The sequence below is a fragment of the Candidatus Methanarcanum hacksteinii genome (genome assembly GCF_964305265.1).
Taxonomy (GTDB): domain Archaea; phylum Thermoplasmatota; class Thermoplasmata; order Methanomassiliicoccales; family Methanomethylophilaceae; genus Methanarcanum; species Methanarcanum hacksteinii.
On sequence record NZ_CAYATA010000002.1, the window covers coordinates 455,981 to 473,792 of the forward strand.

Consider the following 17,812-nt stretch of genomic DNA (forward strand, 5'->3'; position numbering starts at 1 on the left):
TTTATATTGATGAACACGATAAGACGTCATGGTCCCAAAGAAGAGAATCGACGAGATTTTGGACACTTATGATCCTGATGATATTACGATAGCGACGCTTTGTTCGCATTCGTCCTTGCAGATCTTCCACGGGGCACGTAAGATGGGATTCAAGACTTTGGGTCTCACCATAAAACACGACACCAAATATTATGACGCATTCCCATTGGCGAAGCCCGATGAGATAATCAAGTACAAGGATTTCGAGGACATGGAGGCGAGGGTCGATGAACTCTACGAGAAGAATGTCATCATCATCCCTCACGGTTCATTCGTCGAATACATGGGTCCGAAGAGATTCGAAGACTATGAGGTGCCCGTCTACTGCAACCGTTCCGTCCTGCAATGGGAGTCGAACAGAGACATGGAGAGACAATGGCTCACCTCCGCAGGGATCAACATGCCACGCATCTTCACTGATGCTAGGGAGATAACCGAACCTGTGATGGTCAAATACCATGGAGCCAAAGGGGGAATGGGTTACTTCATCGCTAAGGATTATCCTGATTTCAAGATGTCCATCGATAACAGTATGCCATATTCGATCCAGGAATACTGTCTCGGTACCAGGTACTATTTGCACTTCTTCTACTCGCCGTTCAAGGATGATGGTTACAAGCTGAAGAGAGGTGGATCGTTGGAGATGCTATCGATCGACAGGCGTGATGAGAGTAACATCGATGAGATGTACAAACTGGGTTCGATCGAGGATGCGAAACGTCACGGCCTCTATCCATCATTCGTGGTCACAGGGAACACTCCTGCGGTTATAAGGGAATCACTCCTTCCGAAGGCGTTCGCCATGGCGGAGAATGCTGTCGAGAGATCATATGAGTTGTTCGGCGGAATGTGGGGACCATTCTGTCTCGAAACAGTCGTCAACGATAAGCTGGAATTCAAGGTCTTCGAGATCTCGACAAGAATCGTCGCAGGTACGAACCCGTTCATCTCAGGTTCACCGTATGCCGATCTGATCTATCCCGGCCTGAGTACAGGCGGAAGGATCGCTATGGAGATCAGGGATTCGATAAAGAACGGACACCTCAAGGACCTCATGACCTGATCCTGTCAGTATGGATATGCCATCCAACGCTATAAAATAGCGATATTGTGGCTCAAGGTTATTTATCACTGATATGATTACACAGTAGTAATTACGGTGAGATCATGGTTTCGCAGAGGCTACAGGCGGTCCCTCCATCGGGTACCGTGGCAATATCAAATCTCGTTAGCGAGATGAAAGCAAGCGGTATCGATGACATCATCTCATTTTCTCTGGGGGAGCCAGACTTCACCACGCCAGGAAATGTCATTGATGCAGCTGTCGATTCGCTACACAAAGGATTCACACATTATACTCCCTCTATGGGATTGCCCGAACTCAGGAAGGATATCGCAGATTCTACAAGGGCCAAGAACGGCATACCTTGCGGACCGCAGAATGTCCTTGTGACGCCTACCAAACAGGCCATATTCATGTGGGCACTGGCATATCTGGATCCCGGGGACGAGGTCCTGATACCTGATCCAGCATGGGTGTCGTATGAGGCGGTGGTCCTTCTGGCAGGTGCTAAACCTGTCTATGTGCCCACATATTTCAACGAGGGCTATGTGATCGACCCCGAGAGGGTACGTGCCGCGATCACTCCGAAGACGAAAGCGATCATAATCAACTCACCATCGAATCCGACTGGTGCGGTCCAACCCGAGGACACGTTGAAAGCGATAGCGGAGATCTGTGTAGAAAAGGACATCATAGTCCTGGCGGACGAGATCTATGAACACATCATCTACAGCGGAAAGCACGTGTCATTGGCATCCTTGCCAGGCATGTGGGAGCGCACATACACCGTATCCGGTCTATCGAAGACGTATGCCATGACAGGGTGGAGGATAGGTTGGCTCATCGCCGATGACATCAAATCCATCAATAAATTGCAGACGCATTCCATCACGTGTTGCACATCATTCGTACAGCAAGCTGCCATAGAGGCGATAGAGGGTCCGCAGGAAGCCAGGGATGCCATGGTCAAGGAATTCAAGAAACGCCGTGACCTAGCATTGGATCTCCTGTCAGAGATCAAGGATCTCGAGTGCAACAAGCCTGATGGGGCATTCTATCTCTTCCCCAGATTGGACAAGGACGTTGATTCGAACACTGTAGCGAAGAAGTTGTTGCAGGAAGGTCATGTCGCAGTAACACCTGGAAGGGCATTCGGTCCTTGCGGAGAAGGTTCATTCAGGATGTCATATGCCGCAAGTGAGGATGACATCACAGAGGGCATAGCAAGGATGAAGAAGGTATTGAACAGCCTCTGATCTTTGTACGTCGTTACTCTCGCGCGCAACCTTCTTTATAGGATGGCGTATTAACGGTTCACCGTCAGCCACTGCTATGCAGTGGAATACGCGAAATCAGGGATAGAATATGAGTAGACAACTCTTCACCGTTGGACCTGTGTATGTAGCACAGGAGACCCTTCAGGCAATGACGAAGCCGATGATCACACACAGGTGCAAGGAATACAAGGACCTTCACGGTGCGATCGTAGAGAAGATAAGGAAAGCACTCAGGACGGACGACGACATATTCCTTGTCGGAGGTTCAGCAACCGTATTGATCGAGGGTGCAGTCAGGAATGCGGTGTCGAGCAACTGTCTCGGTATTTCGAACGGTTCTTTCGGTAACAGATTGATCGAATGCGCAACAGCCAACGGTAAGAACGTGGCCGAGATCCACGTTCCTTGGGGAAAGGCGATGAGGCCCTCGGATATTGAAGGCAAAGTGACGAAGGATGTAGAAGCGGTCACATGGGTGAGCAACGAATCCTCTACAGGTGTATTGAGCAACAGCACAGCACTCGCAGAGGAGGTCAGGAAACAGAACCCGGATGCGCTCATAATCGTCGACGCGGTCACATCCGCGATGGCAGCGGACTTGGATCTTCCAAAACTCCAGCCCGATGCGATGATATTCGGGACGCAGAAAGCACTCGCTCTCCCTCCTGGACTCGCGATAGCTGTTGTCAGCGACAGGATTATCGAGAAATCCAAGAATGTCAAGAACAAAGGATTTTACACGGATTTCGTGAAACTCAAGAAGAATGCAGATGACAACTACGCATTGACGACACCCCCTGTATCGCTCATGTATGCATTGGACTATCAGTTGGACAACATCCTCAAGGAAGGGATGGACCACAGGTACAAGAGACACGAGGAGATGGCATCCATGGTACAGAGGTGGGCTGATGAGAAGTTCAACGGATTGTTCCCTGAGGAAGGGTACAGGTCCAAGACGATCGGTGTCGTGAACCGTGGGGATCTCGACTTCGACACATTCCATTCAAAACTCAAATCCAAGGGATATGAGATTTCCAACGGATATGGGGAGGTCAAAGGGTCCACATTCAGGATCGGTCACATGGGTGACATCACACCATCCATGCTGAAGGAGTTGCTTTCAGCGATGGATGAGACATCGGAGGAGATGCAATGACAATGAAGGTATTGGTTTCGGATCCGCTCTCTGAGGACGGACTCAATATATTGAAGGATGCAGGATTGAACGTCGATGTGAACACAGGTCTTTCTGAGGAAGACCTATGCAAGATCATCGGAGACTACGATGCATTGATCATCAGGAGCGGTACGAAAGTCACAGCCAAGGTCATCGATGCCGCCAAGAACCTGAAGGTCGTCGGCCGTGCTGGTGTCGGTGTCGATAATGTGGATGTTCCTGCTGCAACAGAGAAAGGTATCCTTGTGATGAACACCCCTGCTGCTAACACACTATCTGCAGCAGAGCACACATGCGCCATGATCATGTCCCTTGCGAGGAACATACCTCAGGCACACATGTCCATGCACAAGGGCGAATGGAAGAGAAGCAAATTCACAGGTATCGAGCTCAACGGCAAGACCCTAGGTATCATCGGAGTAGGCCGTGTCGGAAGCGAGGTCGCAAGGCGTCTCAAGCATTTCAACATGGATTTCCTCGGTTACGATCCATATCTTCCGAAGGAGGTAGCTGACGAGGTAGGGGTGAAGTTGACGACACTCGAGGATGTCATCGAGCATTCGGACATCATGACCATCCACACGCCACTTCTCCCTGAGACAAGAGGCATGATCAATCTCGATCAGTTCAAGAGGATGAAGCCGAATGCGATGTTGGTCAATGTCGCACGCGGAGGTATCGTCGTAGAGGACGATCTCTACACAGCACTCAAGGACGGGATAATCAAAGGTGCGGCATTCGATGTCTGGGAGCACGAACCTCTCGATGAGAAGGAGATGAAACTCCTTGAGTTGGAGAACCTCATCGTCACACCGCATCTTGGTGCATCGACCGTCGAAGCACAGGAGAGGGTCGCAGTGGAAGTGGCTGAAGCAGCTGCTAAATTCCTCAAAGAGGGAGTCATCAACAACGCTATCAACGCACCTCGCGGAAAGCTCGATCCCGAACTCGCACCGTTCCTGCCTTTGGCAGAGGATCTCGGTACGATCGCACAGCAGCTCGTAGGTGGACCCGTCAAGAACATGGAGGTCATCTACAGCGGACCTGTATCCAAGAGGGATACGAAGAGGATCGGCATCTTCGCAGTGATCGGTGTCCTCAACAAGATAATCGGAGAGAAGGCTAACATAATCAATGCAGTCTCCATCGCAAAGAGCAAGGGCATAACATACAAGGAATCCAAACTCGATGATTCATCGACCTATGATGCGGTCGAGATAAAGCTCGAGGGGACCGACGGCAAGATCACATGCGTGAAGGGAACGGTGTTCGCAGGTGTCCCGCGTCTCACCAAGCTGAACGGATACACATTCGAGATGCCTCTCCAGAGCGACATATTCGTTGCACGTTACAAGGATCAGCCTGGAGTCATCGGTGCTGTAGGAAAGGCGTTCGGTGACAACGATGTGAACATAGGACAGATGGTCGTCGCAAGGAACGAACCCAACGGAACCGCGATGATGGTCCTCACTGTGGACCATGACATCAAGGACGATGTCGCCAAGAAGGTCATCGATGCAGCAGGTTTCGAGAAAGCTAAGTTCATCGCCCTATGAAGTGATACCATGAGGAGCATCGTGACCGTAGAGGAATTGACCCAGGCGATCAAGAACAGCCCCAATAACGAAGGTATACAGGAAGAGGCGGCATATGAATTGGCCCATCATGTCCTGAATTTCTTCGGATATTCGGACAGGATAATCGATAACATCCTCGAGCCGGAGGACCGTGACGCGTTCTACATGCTCGAGGATGCTACCATCCTTACGACCGAGAGGGAAGAGACCACACTCTACGATGGTAGGGAGTGGAGGATCCATTATTGGTTGTTCAGGAGAGAGAAGATACAGGATCTGATCGACGGTCTGATCAAGAAGAAGGATGAGGAAGAGGAACGCGACACAACATACGATGATCTTCCTGACGACATCTGGGAGCGCGGAAGCGCCAATTGATTCGACAATAGTGAAGTCATATCATCAGGTCACCTTTCGGTGACCTCCCCTTTTGTTATTAAATAATATATCATTATTAGTTCTCAACATGACCGACATGTCTCTTTTCCCGTATGTTCCAAGAGGTGAACAGGAGGAACTGGTCGAGTTCATAAGGAAGGCGGTTGTGGAGAGACGCAACGCCGTCATAGAGTCCGGCACCGGTACAGGGAAGACCATCTGTTCTTTGGTCGGCGTACTTGAGGATCAACCATATCACAAATTCAAGGTATTGTATCTTACGAGGACAAAATCACAGCAGAAGCAAGTGATCTCAGAGATACGCATGATCAATGCTAAACGCAGCACATTCTGCGTGGCCATACAAGGTAGAACTCCGACGACATGCCCTATGATGTCCTCTGATCCGGAGCTGTCATCCGGTTCGCCCGATGAACTTTCCAAATGGTGTTCGGAGTTCAAGAAGAGGAAAGGGAAGGAAGGCGGATGCCCATATTTCGATAGGATCAGCAATATCGATGTCGATGTGCTGATCTCTGAGATGCGTACGAATCTTCCCGATCCCGAGTCATTCCAAAGGGCCTGTCTTGAGAAGGGTCTTTGCCCATACGAGATGAGTAAGATAGCCATCCCATTCGCGGATGTCGTATGCGCCCCATATCCGTTTCTCCTTTCGCCTGCATCCAGATTGGCATTCCTCGGATGGATGGAGGTGATAATGTCCGATCTCGTGATCATAGTGGATGAGGCGCATAACGTTCCTGATTATCTGCGCGATATAATCACCACCGAATACACCAGGCGTGCTTTGGATTATGTAGATAAGGAAGCTGGGGAATGGGGAGATCCTGTGGTATTCGAGGACATACGTGTAACGGACATAACCAATGTCATGCGCGTATGCTTCGATGTCGCTTCTAAAGAATATCTCAAAGGGGATGATGGCCTGATCCCTCCGCATTTCCTACAGGAGGAGTTGATGTCACGTCTGATGGTGACATCGAACTCATTGGATACGATATGCAAATCATTGATCGATCTCGGGGAGATCGTTGTCGCGAAGAAGAAGGAGATGAGAAAACTCCCTAGGTCATACATGAGGTCATTGGGTTCATTCATCCGCAGATGGATGGATTGCGATGATGAGTGTTTTGCGAAACTGATCAATGGCGGGGACAGGATATCATTCGAGGCATATTGCATGGATCCATATCTGGCGGCAGAACCCTTCAGATCCTGCAGGTCATCGATACACATGTCGGGTACATTGGAACCGCTCGAGGAATATGCGGAGGAGTTGGGCCTGGATGATGCAGTCATGCGTAGTTTCAAGTCACCATTCGATCCAGCGAATCTTCTCACCCTCTGTGCGACGGATGTGACCACCAGGCATGATGATATGTCGAGGGAACCAGAGATGATATCATACCTTGAAGATTGGGTCGTGCGCATAGTTCAGACCGTCGTGAGGAATGTCGCAGTATTCTTCCCATCGTACGAGATGATGAATCGTTTCATCGTCGATGATGTGCCCGAGAGGACCGGGCGTGATGTGTATGTGGAAGTGAGGAGCATGTCGCAGATGGATCTCATGGACACTGTGGACAATTTCCGTACGTCCGAAGGTAGCGTATTGTTCGCGGTAGCTGGAGGGAGGATAAGCGAGGGATTGGATTTCCCTGACAAGGATCTTGAGATCGCCATCATCGTTGGCATACCATATCCATATCCCACGGTAAAGATGGAGTCATTGATACGTTATTCCGATTTCAGATTCGGGAACGGATGGGAGCATGTGGTCAGGACTCCCACGATCAGGAAGATGAGGCAGGCTCGCGGCAGGCTGATAAGGTCTGAGACGGACAGAGGCGTATGTGTCGTCCTGGATAGGAGGGTACCGGCCCTCCCAGGTTTCGACATCGATGGTCATGATGATATTATCCCAAGGATCAGGTCATTCTTCGAGAATGAATGATCATCTCATTCAGCAGTGATCGCAACAGCACGTATGTTCTTCTTCCACATCCGCTTTGATCACGTTCTTCAGAGCACCTCTTCCGAGGATACGTATCGAGTTGAGTACACACAGCATCATGATCCCAACATCAGCGAACACACCTGCCCACATCGTCACGAGTCCGGACATCGCAAGGAATACGAATCCGAATTTCACGAACAATGCCGCTATGACGTTCACCCATACTGTCGTCATGACCTTCTTGGAGAGATTGATAGCGTATGGGATCTTGGAGGGATCGTCGGACATTATCACGACATCTGCAGCCTCTATCGCGGCATCCGATCCGATACCGCCCATCGCTACACCGACATCCGATCTCGCAAGCGATGGGGCATCATTCATCCCATCGCCGACGAACATCAACTTACCCTTCCCAGTAGGGTCAAGGTAATCCTCCATCTTATCGAGTTTATCGGCAGGCAACATGTCAGCATGCACCTCGTCTATGCCAAGTCTTTCTGCGATGATCTTTCCAACATGCAATCTGTCCCCTGTGAGCATGACCGTTCTCACACCATCATGCTTCAGATCGGAAACAGCTTCTTTCGAACTCTCTTTGAGTTGATCCTCGAGTACTATGTATCCAAGATACACGCCGTTACATGATGCATGCAACAGTATCCCGGGAACATCCTGGTCCATGATATCGATGCCTTCGGCATGCATCATCTTCACATTGCCTACACAAACGACATCATCATCGATCATGGCCTTGATGCCCATCCCAGAGACCTCATTGACAATGGTTATGAGATGATCCCCGACATCCATCTCTCTGAACGGTCTCGACATCGGGTGGTCGGAGAAGGATTCGATCGCTGCGACCAATTCCACCAATTCATCCTTGCTTATGCCTTCAGGATGAACATCGGTGATCGCGAAGATCCCTTTGGTGAGTGTACCTGTCTTATCCATGATGACAGTCCTTGTCTTGGACATCGTCTCTATCGAATCGCTTCCCTTGATGAGTATGCCTTCGGATGATGCCTTCCCTATGCCACAGAAGAATGACAATGGGACGGATATCACCAATGCACATGGGCAGGAGATGACCAATATCGTGAGTGCGCGATACGCCCACGTCGACAATTCCCCACCGAACAACAATGGAGGTATGACAGCGACCATCAACGCAATCACAAGGATGATCGGAGTGTATACCCTTGAGAATGATGTGATGAATCTCTCGCTCCTTGATTTGTTCCTCTCTGCATCCTCCATGAGCTCCATGATCCTGGATGCTGTGGATTCTTGAGTCTTCCTCTCCACTCTGATCCTGAGCGCACCGCTCATGTTGATGAAACCGCTCAATACGTTGTCCCCAGGAGACACATCCCTGGGCATGGATTCGCCTGTGAGGCTCATCGTATTCATGGAGGATGTTCCGTCGATCACGATACCATCGGCAGGGACACGTTCTCCTGCTCTCACCAAGATGATGTCGTCGATATCGAGTTCATCGGATTCCACGGTGATCACATCATCGCCATCCACAAGATTGGCTGTATCGGGCTGAAGGTCCATGAGGGATCTTACCGATGACCTGGATTTTCCAACGGCCAATCCCTCGATCTCCTCACCCATTCTAAAGAACAACATGACGGCGATAGCTTCGGAATACCCTCCGACGAAGAATGCACCTATCGTCGCTACTGTCATCAATGTCTCTTCATCGAAGAGATCCCCTTTGATGATGTTCTTGATGGCTTCGATGACGACTCTATGCGCCACGATTATGTATCCTACGATGGAAACGATGATCATCGGCATCTCGCCTATATGCATCACATGTTCCATGATCAGACAGACGACAAGCGCTATCGTGCCCAAGATCAGTTCAATATTCTCGGAATTCATCTTCATCCTTCCAGTTCTGATATATGTATGGATGCTATCGTGATCAGTTCATCCACATGTTCGTCGTCTAGAGAATAGTATATCTCTTTGCCTTCGCGTCTCGATTTGATAAGTTTCGCATCCCTCAGAGGTTTCAGTTGATGGGACACTGCGGACATTGACATACCTAAACATTCTGATATGTGACGCACGCAGAGCTCCTTGCCTTCCTTGAGAACGAAGAGGATCTTCAGACGACTGCTATCACCGAAGAGTTTGAACAGATCGGATAGATCGAACAACTCGGATTCTGATGGCATCATCTTAACGAGTTCTCTCATGTTGTGGGCGTCATCAAATCTGCAGCATCCATCGTCTTTCATCTTATCACTTGAATGATTGTTCAATTGAACATCCGTTCAAATGATATAAACCTTATCGACATCCCTAGCGTTCCGATAGATAAGATAGTTAATATCTATCAGGCGGGATACGGACCTCATGACAGAGATTATGGATGTCCTGACAGTGATGGCCCTAGGATTGTGGTTATTCCTGCCAGCTTATGTTCCGAATTCCAACGCCGCACTCATCGGAAAGAGATGGGGGAAGGTCAAGATGGATTTTGGAAAGACATGGAAAGGGAAAAGGATCTTCGGAGATGGAAAATCATGGGCAGGGTTCATATGGGGCATACTTACAGGTGTGCTCCTTGGTGTGTTACAACTTGCTATCGCATATCCGTTCGATCCTGAGAACTATTTCGGATTCGGACCATTCTGGAGTAACATAGGTATCATGTTCTGTCTTTCCACAGGTGCTTTGCTCGGAGACCTCTGTGGAGCATTCACGAAGAGAAGACTTGGTATGGAGAGGGGGCAGAAGGCACCTATCTTGGATCAATATGATTTCGTCGTTGGAGCGTTCCTTCTCACGACGTTATTCTATCCCGATTTCATATACGCCAACTTCTTCGAAGGGATACACATATGGGCGTTCGTGTTCATACTCATCATAACATTCGTTATACACAGAGGCGTGAACATAATAGGATACAAACTCGGTGTCAAGAATGAACCATGGTGATGATATGTCCGTTCTAGTGGATGCATTGAAGGATTGTGGCGCGTTGCAATTCGGTGATTTCACGCTTGCATCAGGTGCCAAATCAAAGTATTATATCGATATCAAGAAAGCGAGTACGAATCCCAAGGTATTGAAGCTGATAGCCGAATCGATGGCGGAACAGTTACATACGACGGATATCAAAGTTGATAGGATCGCCGGGATCGTTCTAGGCTCCATACCTCTCGCTACAGCATTGTCCTTGGAGACAGGGATACCGTACGTCATGGTCAGGAAAGAGAAGAAGGATCACGGTACGGGAAAGATGATCGAAGGCGTATTGAATCCTGGAGAGAAGGTCCTTGTCGTCGAGGATGTGATAACATCCGCGGGTTCATCCGTAACATCGATCGGCATCCTCAGGGATGCAGGCGCGGTCGTCGAGGACATATTCTCTGTGATAGACAGGGAAGCAGGAGGGGCCGAGGCACTCAAGGAGATCGGTGTGAGATTCCTCCCACTCGTCAGAGCATCAGAGTTATTGGAATGAATATGATCAGACCGAAGGCGGATTGTGATCTCTGTCCCCTATGTAGGGAGAGGACGAACATCGTACTTCCCAGTGGGAACTTAGAGTCTAGAGTGGTGTTCGTAGGCGAGGCCCCTGGTGAGAACGAGGACCTTATGGGGAAACCATTCGTCGGAAGGGCGGGTAAGATCCTGGATGACGCATTCGCGAAGGCAGGGATAGACAGGGAATCGGTCATGATAACGAACACTGTGAAATGCCGTCCACCGAATAATAGGGATCCCACTCAAGAGGAGATGTCCGCATGCAGACCGTTTCTCGATAGTGAGTTGGAATCACGTTCGTTGATAGTCGGACTTGGGAAGAGTGCGATACGTGATATCATCGGATACGAAGGGCCTATGGCAGATATCGTCAACAAGATACAAACGGTCACGATAGGAGGCAATGTTGTGAATTTCCTGCCTACTTATCATCCGATGGCATGCATATACCGTAAATTCGCCAGAGAGGAGTTGATGAGGACGATATCCATAGTGAAGGAGGCGATGTTATGATCAAGGGTTTGGCCATAGATATGGATGGAACGGTCTACAAAGGGATGAACGTCATCCCTGGGGCTGATGAGTTCATCAAAGGCTTGAATGAGAGGAACATACCGTACATGTTTGTCACGAATAATTCCTCCAAGGGCAAGAGGATGTATTTTGAGAAATTGTCCAAGATGGGTTTCGATGTCGATATGAGGAATGTATTGACGTCAGGCACGGCTGCGTTGCGTTTTCTGAAGGATAATCGTCAGGGGAAGACGGTGTATGTCGTCGGTACGCAATCGTACATGGAGGACGTCAAGGAATACGAGATCCCACTGGATGATGTGAATCCAGATATCGTTCTCCTATCTTTCGATAGGGAGTTGACGTATGAGAAGATAAACAAGGCATACGCTTTCATAAAGAAAGGCGCGGAATACATCGCAACACACCCTGATGACCTCTGCCCTACAGAGGATGATTATGATGTAGACATTGGCGCATTCATAGCGATGTATAGGTATCTTCTCAACAAAGAGCCTTTGGTAATAGGTAAACCGAATCGTCTTCTGCTCGAGATGGCGGCTGCAGAGATGGGTATTGAGCCAGAAGAAGTGGCGATGGTCGGTGATCGTTTGTATACGGACATAAGGATGGCATACGACAACGGCCTTCAATCCATACTGGTCCTGACAGGAGAGACGAAGTTGGAGGATCTGGAGCACAGCGATGTGAAACCAACATATGTATTGGATTCGGTCGCAGATATAATCGAGACAATCTTCCCTGATGGTTGAATGAAAAACTATTCGACGATAGACGAATGCACATCCTAGGTCCGTTTATCGCTTTTCATTTCCACCCAGACATATATTTATATTCTTTATAAAGCATACACTTTGTCGCGCGTAAGCGCGCAAGTGGGATGCATGCGGTATGTGCCGCAATCGCCCCCGTCGAGGGGTTGTTGGACGTGTACTTGAAAAGAGTAGATATGGAGAATTTCAAATCATTCGGAGGGAAGATATCAGTACCTTTGATGGAAGGCTATATGGCGATCACTGGACCGAACGGTTCAGGGAAATCAAACATCACTGATGCGATTATGTTCGTTCTTGGACCGAAGAGTCCTAAGGTCGTACGTGCGGGAAAGCAGACGGATCTGATATACAACGGCAATAAGTCTTCTGGAAGGGCGGACTTCATGAAGGTCACCCTTGTCTTTGACAATACCGACCGTATGTTGTCGTGGAATTCTGACGAGGTCAGATTCACACGTGTCGTCAAGATGGCCGGTAATGGAGAGGATTACTACTCATCATTCTACATAAACGATCAGAAATCGAACCTCGCAGAGTTCGATTCATTATTGACAAGAGCAAGGATATCCGCTGATGGTTACAACCTCGTACAGCAGGGTGATGTCACCGACATCACAAAGATGGGTGCGGTGGAGAGGCGCCGTGTCATCGACAGGATCTCCGGTATAGAATCCTACGATTCAGACATCGCAGCCGCAGAGAGGGAGAGGGCGGAAGCCGATGCCAACATGCAATCCACTAACATCGTCATAGGCGAATTGGAGGAACAGCTCAAGCGTCTCGAAAGGGAGAGGGAGGTCGCCAGGAAACATATCGAACTCAAGGACAGATTGGATATGGCGAACGCTCAGCTCAAGCACAGGCATCTCGCGAACGAGATCGAGAAGAAGAACACGACGCTCGAAGCCATAGACAAGGCCAACAAGGAGATCGCATCCCTGCGTGAGAAGAAGGTCGAACTGAACAGGGTCATGGAGGAATGTTCAGAGGGCATAGCGGAGACGGAGAAGGAGATCGAAGCTCGTGTCGGTCCAGAATACTCCGAACTCAAGAAGAAGATAGACGATGTGAAGATCAAGAAAGCACTGGCGGATGACAAGATCTCGAAGAACGAGGAAAGGATATCCGAAGACGAGTGCGATCTTCAGGAATATCAGGAGGAGTTCGCAGAGAACGAATCCCAATTGCAGAGCATCATCCAATCCATCAGAGAATCCGAGATGGAATTGGAATCCAAGAGGAAGAGCCTCAATGCCGCCAGAGACGAAGAGAAGAGCATCTCAGAGGAGATGGAGGCACTTGGTGGCGAACATGCCGCACTCGATAAGAAACTCAAGGAGTTGGAATCGAGGATCGACCAGAAATCTGATGAGGGAATTCAGATACGCTCCAAATTGACAGGTGTGGGGGCCAAAGAGGATGAGATGTCCCGTCAGATCAGTCAGGCTGAGACCAACCTGTCCGATGTGGAATTCCAGATCAAGGATGCAGAGTACAATCTCTCCGAGGTCAAGAAGGAAGCAGGACCTATCGTGGACATCGATACGTTCAGGAACAGGATCCTTGCCCTTAAGCAGCAGGAGAACGAATTGGAGAAGCAGGAGAGGGACATCAATTCCGCAATGGGCAAACTGAGCGAGGAATACAACAATCTCCTGATCGAGAAACGTTCATCCGAGAAAGCATCCCGTGGAAGCGAGGCGGTATCCGCTGTCCTCGAGATGAGGGACAAGGGATTGATCAAAGGCATCCATGGCACGGTCGCACAGTTGGCGAGTGTCGATCCGGAGTTCGAGACAGCATTATCGGTCGCTGCCGGAGGTAAGATGCAACACATCGTCGTTGATGACGATCAGGTCGCAGCAGATATCATCTCCGAGCTGAAGAGAGGCGGCCACGGAAGGGCGACACTCCTACCTTTGAACAAGATGACCGAGGGAAAGCCTCGTGCGAAGGCCATAATGTCCGTCAAGGATTCATTGGGATATGCGATCGACCTGATAGACTTCAAACCCGAGTATCGCTCGGTGTTCTGGTATGTCTTCGCGGATACGATCGTAGTTGACAACATAAACACTGGAAGGCGCCTCATGGGCGGCGTCAGGATCGTAACGAAATCCGGAGAGTTGCTCGAAGCATCGGGCGCGATGACCGGAGGAAGCATCAGGCCGAACACGACATTGAAGTTCGGCGCTGCATCACAGACCAAGTTGGATGAGGTCGGTGCGAAACTGTCATCGGCAAAAGCATCCCTTGACAACATAAAATCAAGACTCGCCGACATACGCAACCAGATACGCGAGGCGGACGACGGCATGAGGAATGCAGGTGCTGGCAGCATCGAACTGAAAGGTAAGATCGCAGCACTCGAAGCACAGCTCAAGGAATACAGGGAGTCCAAGAAACGCCTTATTCAGATGGTCGATGAGAAGAAAGCGGCCTATGCAGAGATACAATCAGAGAAATCCGAACTCGTCTCGAAGGACAAGGCCATGTCAGACGAGCTCGATGCATTGAAGGCGGAGAGGAACAAGGCCAGGGCACGTATCGAGGAGATAGCGCCGACAGAGCTTCAGAGGCGCCTCTCGAATGCAAGGAAGATCATCAACGAGGCATCGGATGCAATCAACACCGTGAAGGATATTCTTTCCGCACAGAGGGTGGAGAAATCCGGATTCGATAGCGCCAAGGAACGCATCAACAACGACATCGACAGACTCAATGAGGAGATAACCAAATTGAGACAGGAGATCGAGGAGGCATCCAAGGAATCATCCGAATATGCTGTGGAGCTGAATGCACTCAAGGCCATGGAGGCTGAGATGGAATCCGGCATTCAGGAACTCAGGGACAAGAAGGAGGATCTGTTGGTCAGAAGGTCAAAGGCTGATTCGGATCTGTCCACCACGACCTCTCAGATAGAAGCCAAGGAATCCTACATCTCATCAGTCGAGGCTACAATCATAATCTGCGACCAGAACATCGAGATCTTCAGGGCGGAGATAGCTCAGATCAAGTTCGAGGTCCAACAGCCGATACCGTCCGAGGAGACTCTGAAACGTACGATAAGAGGATGCGAGAACGAGATCGAAGCACTTGGTAAAGTCAACATGAACTCCATCGATGAATACGATGAGAAGAAGGCAAGGTATGATCGTCTCGTGGACGAGGTCAAGAAGCTCAACGATCAGATCGATGAACTCGTTGCTCTGATGGAGGATCTGAACTCCAAGAAGAAAGGGTTGTTCATGGACGTCTACAACGGAGTGAGTGAGAACTTCAAGACGATCTTCGCTGAGATATCAGGCGGCGGAGAGGCATCGATGACATTGGAGGATGAGGATGATCCGTTCAAGGGCGGGTTGTACATCAACGCCAAGCCCAGGAACGGTAAGCTGCTGAAATTGGAGGCGCTCTCAGGAGGAGAGAAGTCCCTTACAGCATTGGCCTTCATCTTCGCTATACAGGAACACCAACCATCGCCATTCTACGTGTTGGATGAGGTGGACATGTTCCTTGATTCCGTGAATGCGGAGATAGTCGCAGAACGCATACAGAAGAGTTCTGCGAAGACACAGTTCATACAGGTCTCATTGAGGAATGTGGCCTTGAAGAAGGCGGATCACCTCATCGGGGTGACAAGACCGCCGAACGGCGTGAGCAAGATAATAATCCAACCGGATCTCCTTGAGGTCTCCAAGTATGAGGAGGAGGCTCAGCGTAAGATCGCGGAGGAGCAGGCAAAGGAGGGAATAGCATGAGTGGGGATGCGACGACAATGGAGATGGAACAGCACCTTCTGTTCCACAAATCGATGATAAACGACTCGGTCAGTTCCGAGAAGATCGACAGGTATCTGAAGGTCTTGGGTGAGGAGAAGGACCATGAGAGGTTGCAGGATGATACGGACGAATCGATCAGAACGGTGTTCCGTTTGGTATTGGAAGGGGATTTTGATCCCTGGGCGATAGATCTGAGGCAATTCGTCAGGCTGTATACCAAGAAAGTGACCATGAGTAAGTTCGACATCATCGTTGCAGGAAAGCTCATGCTCATGGCATGGAAGGTTCTCAGATTGCAGTCGGATGAGACCAAGAAGGAATCCGACAGGAACTATGAGGTCGAGGATCTGTTCGAGTTCGACGATTCATGGGATTTCGACGCTATGGGAGATGTGGAGTCTCTGAGTGTACCGAATATCCAGTTGAAGGGATTGTACACACGCACCCCTACGAGGCCTGTATCCATGGTCGAGTTGTTGGATGCTTTCGATGAGGCCCGTCAGCAGATGGAGATCGCCGAGGAGAGGGAGAGGACCCGCCAGAGGCTCAAGGAGATGGAGCCCAAGAAGTTCGACAATATGGCTCACAGGGAGATTGATGATAGCGATGTCAAGCTTGTATGGGAAAGGATCCAGAAGATCGGTACAGGTGCATTTCCGTTGTCGGACCTCTACACAGCTGACATGGACAACAACATAACGGTGTTCTGGTCTGCATTGCAGTTGGTGAGGGATGGTAAACTTGCGATATGGCAGGATGACCTCCCGTACGGTGAGATCATGATTGACATCAAGGTCGATTGGTCATCAGGTAAACTCGAGGATGCAGAGGAATCGATCAAGGTCGCTGAAGCGGTGATGTGACATGATATTCGATAAAGGGCTGGTGGAGGCTGCGTTGTTCTCAGCCTCCGGTCCGCTCCATCTGAGGGACCTTGCAGAGAAGACCGGTCTGTCGGAAGAGAGCGCATATGATGCTGCGGAATCTCTCATCGATGATTACAACAGAAGAGAGGGAGCGATCCAGATAATCAAGACCGGCAAGGAATACCTGATGCAGTTGCGCGAGGAGTACACACATGTCGCTGGAAAGACCTCCGACGGAGAGATCACCAAAGGCACGATGAAGACACTCGTGACGATAGCATACAATCAGCCTCTCATGCAATCCGAGCTGTTCAAGAACCTCGGCGCAAGGGTGTATGATGATGTCCGCACATTGGTGGACATGGGTCTCGTTTCCAAGAAACGTGTTGGACAGTCCGCCGAGCTCACGACAACGAAGAAATTCTCCGAATACTTCGGCATCGGAAGTACTAAAAAAGAGGACATCCGCGCTTGGATCGATAAGAAACAGAGATAATATTCTCGGCCCCATGCCCCATGTGGGGCCGATATAAATCCCTTCGAACGATCACCCTAGTACTGAAAGAAGCCTTTTGATACAAAGGTATATATCCGCTACTTTGTTTTGTCGTGTTGATAAACATGGTCATGCCCCTCGCTTTATTGGAAAAGACAGTGGATAAACGCATCTCTCTCCTGCTCAAAGACGGAAGAGTCCTTGAGGGAAAGCTCACTGGATACGATGAGTACATGAACATGGTCCTCGACGAGACCGTCGAGAGGACAGCATCCGCGGATGAGAGGAGACTTGGAACGGTCGTTCTCCGTGGAAATAATGTGGTAAGTATCGCATTGTTATGATCGGAC

Annotated in this window: 16 protein-coding genes; 14 read left to right on the forward strand and 2 right to left on the reverse strand. The window is 49.7% G+C overall.

What is annotated here, in order from left to right; genetic code table 11:
• Positions 1–28 precede the first annotated feature (28 nt).
• From ACI2NF_RS03235 to ACI2NF_RS03260, 6 genes are all read left to right on the forward strand, one after another.
• Complete coding sequence (locus ACI2NF_RS03235; protein ID WP_400205193.1) at positions 29–1,102, forward strand: formate--phosphoribosylaminoimidazolecarboxamide ligase; 1,074 nt, start codon at positions 29–31, stop codon at positions 1,100–1,102.
• 104 nt (positions 1,103–1,206) lie between these two features.
• Positions 1,207–2,358, forward strand: a complete 1,152-nt coding sequence (locus ACI2NF_RS03240) for a pyridoxal phosphate-dependent aminotransferase (RefSeq protein WP_400152577.1) — start codon at positions 1,207–1,209, stop codon at positions 2,356–2,358.
• Positions 2,359–2,467: 109 nt separating this feature from the next.
• On the forward strand, positions 2,468–3,538 hold the full coding sequence (locus ACI2NF_RS03245; RefSeq protein ID WP_400147157.1) for a pyridoxal-phosphate-dependent aminotransferase family protein: 1,071 nt from the start codon (positions 2,468–2,470) through the stop codon (positions 3,536–3,538).
• On the forward strand, positions 3,535–5,115 hold the full coding sequence (gene serA, locus ACI2NF_RS03250) for a phosphoglycerate dehydrogenase (protein ID WP_400147159.1): 1,581 nt from the start codon (positions 3,535–3,537) through the stop codon (positions 5,113–5,115). Before ACI2NF_RS03245 ends, serA begins: the two co-directional genes overlap by 4 nt.
• A gap of 9 nt (positions 5,116–5,124) precedes the next feature.
• On the forward strand, positions 5,125–5,514 hold the full coding sequence (locus ACI2NF_RS03255; RefSeq protein ID WP_400147160.1) for a DUF6015 family protein: 390 nt from the start codon (positions 5,125–5,127) through the stop codon (positions 5,512–5,514).
• Between the two features lie 88 nt (positions 5,515–5,602).
• The gene (locus ACI2NF_RS03260; RefSeq protein WP_400195856.1) at positions 5,603–7,489 is read left to right on the forward strand and encodes an ATP-dependent DNA helicase; all 1,887 of its coding nucleotides are present in this window, start codon (positions 5,603–5,605) and stop codon (positions 7,487–7,489) included.
• 9 nt (positions 7,490–7,498) lie between these two features.
• Here ACI2NF_RS03260 and ACI2NF_RS03265 read toward each other — a convergent pair whose 3' ends face one another.
• Positions 7,499–9,391, reverse strand: coding sequence for a heavy metal translocating P-type ATPase (locus ACI2NF_RS03265; RefSeq protein WP_400211056.1), 1,893 nt, complete (start codon positions 9,389–9,391; stop codon positions 7,499–7,501).
• 2 nt (positions 9,392–9,393) lie between these two features.
• Positions 9,394–9,753 (reverse strand): ArsR/SmtB family transcription factor, encoded by a 360-nt coding sequence (locus ACI2NF_RS03270; RefSeq protein WP_400147787.1) that lies wholly within the window; start codon positions 9,751–9,753, stop codon positions 9,394–9,396.
• A gap of 118 nt (positions 9,754–9,871) precedes the next feature.
• Here ACI2NF_RS03270 and ACI2NF_RS03275 point away from each other — a divergent pair, with 118 nt between their 5' ends.
• From ACI2NF_RS03275 to ACI2NF_RS03310, 8 genes are all read left to right on the forward strand, one after another.
• On the forward strand, positions 9,872–10,456 hold the full coding sequence (locus tag ACI2NF_RS03275) for a CDP-2,3-bis-(O-geranylgeranyl)-sn-glycerol synthase (RefSeq protein ID WP_400147788.1): 585 nt from the start codon (positions 9,872–9,874) through the stop codon (positions 10,454–10,456).
• Positions 10,457–10,460: 4 nt separating this feature from the next.
• Positions 10,461–10,985 (forward strand): orotate phosphoribosyltransferase, encoded by a 525-nt coding sequence (gene pyrE / locus ACI2NF_RS03280; protein ID WP_400147790.1) that lies wholly within the window; start codon positions 10,461–10,463, stop codon positions 10,983–10,985.
• Entirely contained in the window at positions 10,982–11,521 is a 540-nt protein-coding gene (locus tag ACI2NF_RS03285) for a uracil-DNA glycosylase family protein (protein ID WP_400147792.1), read from the forward strand. The genes pyrE and ACI2NF_RS03285 overlap by 4 nt, the downstream gene beginning before the upstream one ends.
• Complete coding sequence (locus ACI2NF_RS03290; RefSeq protein WP_400152581.1) at positions 11,518–12,294, forward strand: HAD-IIA family hydrolase; 777 nt, start codon at positions 11,518–11,520, stop codon at positions 12,292–12,294. The genes ACI2NF_RS03285 and ACI2NF_RS03290 overlap by 4 nt, the downstream gene beginning before the upstream one ends.
• A gap of 128 nt (positions 12,295–12,422) precedes the next feature.
• Positions 12,423–16,079: a chromosome segregation protein SMC gene (smc, locus tag ACI2NF_RS03295; RefSeq protein ID WP_400153059.1), complete on the forward strand. Its 3,657-nt coding sequence runs from the start codon at positions 12,423–12,425 to the stop codon at positions 16,077–16,079.
• Positions 16,076–16,963: a chromosome segregation protein ScpA gene (locus ACI2NF_RS03300; protein WP_400149393.1), complete on the forward strand. Its 888-nt coding sequence runs from the start codon at positions 16,076–16,078 to the stop codon at positions 16,961–16,963. The genes smc and ACI2NF_RS03300 overlap by 4 nt, the downstream gene beginning before the upstream one ends.
• A 1-nt stretch (position 16,964) precedes the next feature.
• Positions 16,965–17,462, forward strand: coding sequence for an SMC-Scp complex subunit ScpB (scpB, locus tag ACI2NF_RS03305; RefSeq protein WP_400147800.1), 498 nt, complete (start codon positions 16,965–16,967; stop codon positions 17,460–17,462).
• 125 nt (positions 17,463–17,587) lie between these two features.
• Positions 17,588–17,806, forward strand: coding sequence for an LSM domain-containing protein (locus tag ACI2NF_RS03310; RefSeq protein WP_177971446.1), 219 nt, complete (start codon positions 17,588–17,590; stop codon positions 17,804–17,806).
• The last annotated feature ends 6 nt before the right edge of the window (positions 17,807–17,812 follow it).

What these genes read in the sequence shown, in the direction of transcription:
- ACI2NF_RS03235 (WP_400205193.1), top strand. Translation starts at nt 29, where the DNA reads ATGGTCCCAAAGAAGAGAATCGACGAGATTTTGGACACTTATGATCCT.
- ACI2NF_RS03240 (WP_400152577.1), top strand. Translation starts at nt 1,207, where the DNA reads ATGGTTTCGCAGAGGCTACAGGCGGTCCCTCCATCGGGTACCGTGGCA.
- ACI2NF_RS03245 (WP_400147157.1), top strand. Translation starts at nt 2,468, where the DNA reads ATGAGTAGACAACTCTTCACCGTTGGACCTGTGTATGTAGCACAGGAG.
- serA (WP_400147159.1), top strand. Translation starts at nt 3,535, where the DNA reads ATGACAATGAAGGTATTGGTTTCGGATCCGCTCTCTGAGGACGGACTC.
- ACI2NF_RS03255 (WP_400147160.1), top strand. Translation starts at nt 5,125, where the DNA reads ATGAGGAGCATCGTGACCGTAGAGGAATTGACCCAGGCGATCAAGAAC.
- ACI2NF_RS03260 (WP_400195856.1), top strand. Translation starts at nt 5,603, where the DNA reads ATGACCGACATGTCTCTTTTCCCGTATGTTCCAAGAGGTGAACAGGAG.
- ACI2NF_RS03265 (WP_400211056.1), bottom strand. Translation starts at nt 9,391, where the DNA reads ATGAATTCCGAGAATATTGAACTGATCTTGGGCACGATAGCGCTTGTC.
- ACI2NF_RS03270 (WP_400147787.1), bottom strand. Translation starts at nt 9,753, where the DNA reads ATGAAAGACGATGGATGCTGCAGATTTGATGACGCCCACAACATGAGA.
- ACI2NF_RS03275 (WP_400147788.1), top strand. Translation starts at nt 9,872, where the DNA reads ATGACAGAGATTATGGATGTCCTGACAGTGATGGCCCTAGGATTGTGG.
- pyrE (WP_400147790.1), top strand. Translation starts at nt 10,461, where the DNA reads ATGTCCGTTCTAGTGGATGCATTGAAGGATTGTGGCGCGTTGCAATTC.
- ACI2NF_RS03285 (WP_400147792.1), top strand. Translation starts at nt 10,982, where the DNA reads ATGAATATGATCAGACCGAAGGCGGATTGTGATCTCTGTCCCCTATGT.
- ACI2NF_RS03290 (WP_400152581.1), top strand. Translation starts at nt 11,518, where the DNA reads ATGATCAAGGGTTTGGCCATAGATATGGATGGAACGGTCTACAAAGGG.
- smc (WP_400153059.1), top strand. Translation starts at nt 12,423, where the DNA reads ATGCATGCGGTATGTGCCGCAATCGCCCCCGTCGAGGGGTTGTTGGAC.
- ACI2NF_RS03300 (WP_400149393.1), top strand. Translation starts at nt 16,076, where the DNA reads ATGAGTGGGGATGCGACGACAATGGAGATGGAACAGCACCTTCTGTTC.
- scpB (WP_400147800.1), top strand. Translation starts at nt 16,965, where the DNA reads ATGATATTCGATAAAGGGCTGGTGGAGGCTGCGTTGTTCTCAGCCTCC.
- ACI2NF_RS03310 (WP_177971446.1), top strand. Translation starts at nt 17,588, where the DNA reads ATGGTCATGCCCCTCGCTTTATTGGAAAAGACAGTGGATAAACGCATC.